The organism is Brevundimonas sp., assembly GCF_035626975.1.
GTDB lineage: Bacteria > Pseudomonadota > Alphaproteobacteria > Caulobacterales > Caulobacteraceae > Brevundimonas.
The window spans coordinates 1-4,117 of sequence record NZ_DASPMQ010000026.1 but is presented as its reverse complement, the minus strand read 5'-3'; the positions used below and the strand labels follow the sequence as shown (position 1 = coordinate 4,117).

4 protein-coding genes are annotated in these 4,117 nt (G+C 67.8%); 1 reads left to right on the top strand and 3 read right to left on the bottom strand.

The genetic code is table 11. The features are described 5' to 3' along the window. Positions 1-303 precede the first annotated feature (303 nt). From VEB62_RS07145 to folE, 3 genes are all read right to left on the bottom strand, one after another. A complete protein-coding gene (locus tag VEB62_RS07145; RefSeq protein ID WP_324797352.1) occupies positions 304-744 on the bottom strand; it encodes a biopolymer transporter ExbD in 441 nt (146 codons plus the stop codon). A gap of 161 nt (positions 745-905) precedes the next feature. Further along, positions 906-1,349, bottom strand: a complete 444-nt coding sequence (locus VEB62_RS07140) for a biopolymer transporter ExbD (RefSeq protein WP_324797349.1) — start codon at positions 1,347-1,349, stop codon at positions 906-908. 171 nt (positions 1,350-1,520) lie between these two features. After that, complete coding sequence (gene folE, locus VEB62_RS07135; RefSeq protein ID WP_324797348.1) at positions 1,521-2,141, bottom strand: GTP cyclohydrolase I FolE; 621 nt, start codon at positions 2,139-2,141, stop codon at positions 1,521-1,523. Between the two features lie 164 nt (positions 2,142-2,305). Between folE and cysS the strand changes: the two genes are divergently transcribed. Continuing rightward, entirely contained in the window at positions 2,306-3,715 is a 1,410-nt protein-coding gene (gene cysS / locus VEB62_RS07130) for a cysteine--tRNA ligase (protein ID WP_324797345.1), read from the top strand. Positions 3,716-4,117: the final 402 nt, after the last annotated feature.

Genomic DNA, 4,117 nt, shown 5'->3' with positions numbered 1-4,117 from the left:
GCGCCGTCGCCCGCGCCGGCCCAGGCCGAGCCGGCCGGCGAGCGGCCCTACCAGCCGGCCGCCGCGTCTCCCCCGGCCCCGGAACGGCCGCGCCAGTCGGTGCAGTAATTTTCTCAGCTTTCGTCATCCCGGGGCAAGCGGCGCAGCCGCGCAGACCCCGGGACAAGGCGGCGCGCGTGAGCGCGAAGCTGTCGGGAACGCTTCTGCTAAAACAGCCTGCCTGAACAGGTCGCCTTCGGCGTCGCCCTGTCCCGGGGTTCGCTTCGCGCCCCCGGGATGACGAAAGAAGGAAGGACGCCGCGCCTATTCGATATCCTCGTTGAGCAGGCCTACCTGGGTGAAGCCGTTGGCGTACAGGCCGTTCATGACGGTCATGAACCGGTCGTAGGACACCTCGGGCTCGGCCCGGACAAAGATCCGCTGGTTCCGGCAGTCGCCGCCGCCGAGAGCCGCGCAGACGTCGGCGGGCAGGGCGGCCAGCGAGGTCTGGCGGTCGGCGACGAACAGCGAGTCCGACTCCTGCACGGTGATGTAGACCGGCTCCTTCTGCGGCGTCTGCGGCGTCTGCGGCTCCTGCGGCGGGGGCAGGTCCAGCTTCATCGACACCGTGGCCATCGGCGCGGCGACCATGAAGATGATCAGCAACACCAGCATGATGTCGACGAACGGCGTGACGTTGATCTCGGCGTTGTGCCGCACGGCGTCGCCGGCCTGACCCGCGGCGCCCGAAAGTCTGGTTCCCATTGTCGTCCTCCCTGTCGCCCGGGGCGAGGTCGCGCCGGCGCCCGCTGATGTCGAGCTTGCCCCGCGACATTTGTGCGGCTCCGGGAAGGCCGGATCGCGGCCATGAAAAAAGGCCGCGTCCCGAAGGACGCGGCCCTTGATCGGTCGAACGGGGACGACCCCTATTCGATGTCTTCGTTGAGCAGGCCGACCTTGAAGAAGCCCTTCGACTGCAGCTCGTTCATGACTTCCATGAACTGGTTGTAGGTGACTTCCGCATCGGCGCGGACGAACACGCGCTCGTCCTTGCAGGCCGGATCGCCGCCGCCGAGCGCGGCGCAGACGTCGGTGGCGAGGGTCGGGATCGTGGTTTGCGTGGTGGCGATGTAGATCGAGCCGGATTCCTGGATGGTGATGTAGACCGGTTCCTTCGGCGGCGTGCCCGGGGGCGGCGGCACCGCCGGCGGCAGGTCGAGGCGGATCGACACGGTGGCCATGGGCGCCGCGACCATGAAGATGATCAGCAGCACCAGCATGATGTCGACGAACGGCGTGACGTTGATGTCGGCGTTCTGCTCAATGGTGTGGGCCTTGCCGCCACCGGGTCCGGAAAGTTTTGCGGCCATCCGCTGGTTCTCCATCAGGCCCGGCGCGACAGGCGGCGAGCGACGCTGAAAGCTTCGGACCGTCTCTTGGCGTCCCCGGCCCGGCTTGTAAAGCGGGTTCAGGGCGAAGAGGGTTCCATCGAGGGTTCCGCCTTCACTTTACGCCTCGGAGGCGAGTCGTTTCAGCCCCAATTAGCGTCCTTGCGCGAGCTTCAGGAACCGGTCCTTCAGCGCGCTATCGGACTTGAAGTCGCCAGTGAAGCGGGTGGTGATGGTCGAAACGTGGCGGTGGTGCACGCCGCGCGTGGTCATGCACTGGTGCTCGGCGTCGATCAGCACGGCGACGCCGGCGGGCTGCAGATGTGATTCGATGGCGTCGGCGATCAGCTGGGTCAGGGTTTCCTGGGTCTGCAGGCGGCGCGAGAAGATTTCGACCACCCGCGCCAGCTTGGAGATGCCGACGACCTTCTCGTTCGGGATGTAGGCGACATAGGCCTTGCCCAGGAACGGAGCCATATGGTGCTCGCAGTGGCTCTCGACCTCGATGTCGCGCAGCAGGACCATGTCGTCATAGCCCTGGACGTCCTCGAAGGTGCGCGACAGCTCCTTCTCGACATCGGCGTCATAGCCGTCGAACCATTCGCCATAGGCGTCGACCACCCGCTTGGGCGTGTCGATCAGGCCGGGGCGGTCCGGATCGTCGCCGGCCCAGGCCAGCAGGGTCCGCACGGCCTTCAGGGCCTCCTCCCGCGACGGGCGGCGGGATTCGTCGTTGTCGCCGATCAGGACGGGCTTGACGGGGGTGACGCTCATTCTCGATCTCTGAAGCGACGAAGTAGCGCCGGGGCGAAGGCCACCGGAAGGACGCGCGCCGCTCTCCCTTTATTCTCGACCGGCATACTGTCGAGTATGCGGCAAGCGGGCTATATGGGCGATCCCTTCCGTATCGCAAGAAAACTCAAGGCGCCTGCTGCCCTATGCCGCTGACCATTCACGACACCCTGCACCGCGAAAAGCGCGTGTTCGAGCCGCGCGATCCGGGCCGGGTGACCCTCTATGTCTGCGGCCCCACGGTCTATGACTACGCCCATATCGGCAATGCGAGGCCGCCGGTGGTGTTCGACGTGCTGGTGCGGCTGCTGCGCCGGACGTACGGGCCCGACGCCGTGGTCTACGCCCGCAACGTCACCGACGTGGACGACAAGATCAACGCGAAGGCGGCGAAGGAAGGCACGCCGATCGGCGAGGTCACGTCGCGTTACGAGGCCGCCTATCTGGAGGACATGGCCCGGCTGAACGTCTCGCCGCCGGACCTCGCCCCCCATGTCACCGACCATATGGACGCCATCGTCGCCCAGATCGGCGCGATCATGGACCAGGGCTGCGCCTACGCCGCCGAGGGCCATGTCCTGTTCGACGTCTCGTCCTACGAGGCCTACGGCCGCCTGTCGGGCCGCAACCTCGACGACATGATCGCCGGCGCCCGGGTCGAGGTCGCGCCCTACAAGAAGAACCCCCACGACTTCGTGCTGTGGAAGCCCTCGAAAGAGGGCGAGCCGTCATGGCCGTCGCCGTGGGGCGAGGGCCGTCCCGGCTGGCATATCGAGTGCTCGGCCATGATCGAACAGGCGCTGGGCCTGCCGATCGACATCCACGGCGGCGGCATCGATCTGGTGTTCCCGCACCATGAGAACGAGATCGCCCAGGGCGTCTGCGCCCACGGTCACGCCCATCACCCCGCGGCCCATGCCGAATACAGCCGCTACTGGATGCACAACGGCTTCCTGACCGTGGACGCCGAGAAGATGTCCAAGTCGATCGGCAACGTCCTGCTGCTGCACGACCTAGTCCAGGCGACACCGGGCGAGGTGGTGCGCTGGGCCTTGCTGAGCGCCCACTATCGCCAGCCGCTGGACTGGAACCAGTCGCTGCTCGACCAGAGCCGCAAGGCGCTGGACCGCCTGTACGGCGCCCTGCACCGCGCCGCCGCGGTCGAGGCCAACGGCGACGAGCCGCCGGAGGACTTCCTCAAGGCCATCGAGGACGACATCAACACCCCGGGAGCCATGGCGACCCTGTTCGCCCTGTCCAGCGAGATCGAGCGGGCCATGACGGCCGGCGATCACGGCGTGGTCGCCCGCGCCAAGGGCGAAATGATCGCGGCCGCCGCCATTCTCGGCGTGCTTCAGGCCGACCCGGCCGCCTGGCTGGAAGGCGAGGTGTCCGACGCCCTCCGCACCGAGGTCGAGGCCCTGCTGGAACAGCGCGCCGCCGCCCGCGCGGCGAAGGACTGGCCCGAGGCCGACCGCATCCGCGACCGTCTCAACGCGCTCCACGTCGTGGTCATGGACGGCCCCCAGGGCGCCACCTGGCGGGTCAAGGGGTAAGGCCTCTTGTCTCCTCCGTGTCGCAAAGCGATGGGGACCGCGCGAAGCGCGGTGGAGGGGGCGCCGCCCTGAAGCGATGAGCGAAGAACCGGCCGACGCCCTCGCCGCCCTGAAGTGATGAGCGAACAACGGGTCGCCGCCCGCGCCGCCCCCTCCGTCCGGCCCGCTGATCGCGGCCCGGCCACCTCCCCACGGGGTGGGGAGGTGAAACCCCAGCCTCACCTCCCCATTGCAGATGGGGAGGGGGACCGCGCGAAGCGTGGTGGAGGGGGCGGCGCCGGCGTCATGACGCTGTGCTGACAATCCGCGAATCTATAGTCGGGTTCAGCGGACAAATAGCGCCCGCAATCAACGACATCACCTGTTGCCAAACCCCGTCTCCTGCGCACAGCGGGGGCCCTC

Bases quoted from the DNA above. Each gene is read 5' to 3' on its own strand.
- VEB62_RS07140 (WP_324797349.1), bottom strand. From the start codon at position 1,349: ATGGCCGCAAAACTTTCCGGACCCGGTGGCGGCAAGGCCCACACCATT.
- cysS (WP_324797345.1), top strand. From the start codon at position 2,306: ATGCCGCTGACCATTCACGACACCCTGCACCGCGAAAAGCGCGTGTTC.
- folE (WP_324797348.1), bottom strand. From the start codon at position 2,141: ATGAGCGTCACCCCCGTCAAGCCCGTCCTGATCGGCGACAACGACGAA.
- VEB62_RS07145 (WP_324797352.1), bottom strand. From the start codon at position 744: ATGGGAACCAGACTTTCGGGCGCCGCGGGTCAGGCCGGCGACGCCGTG.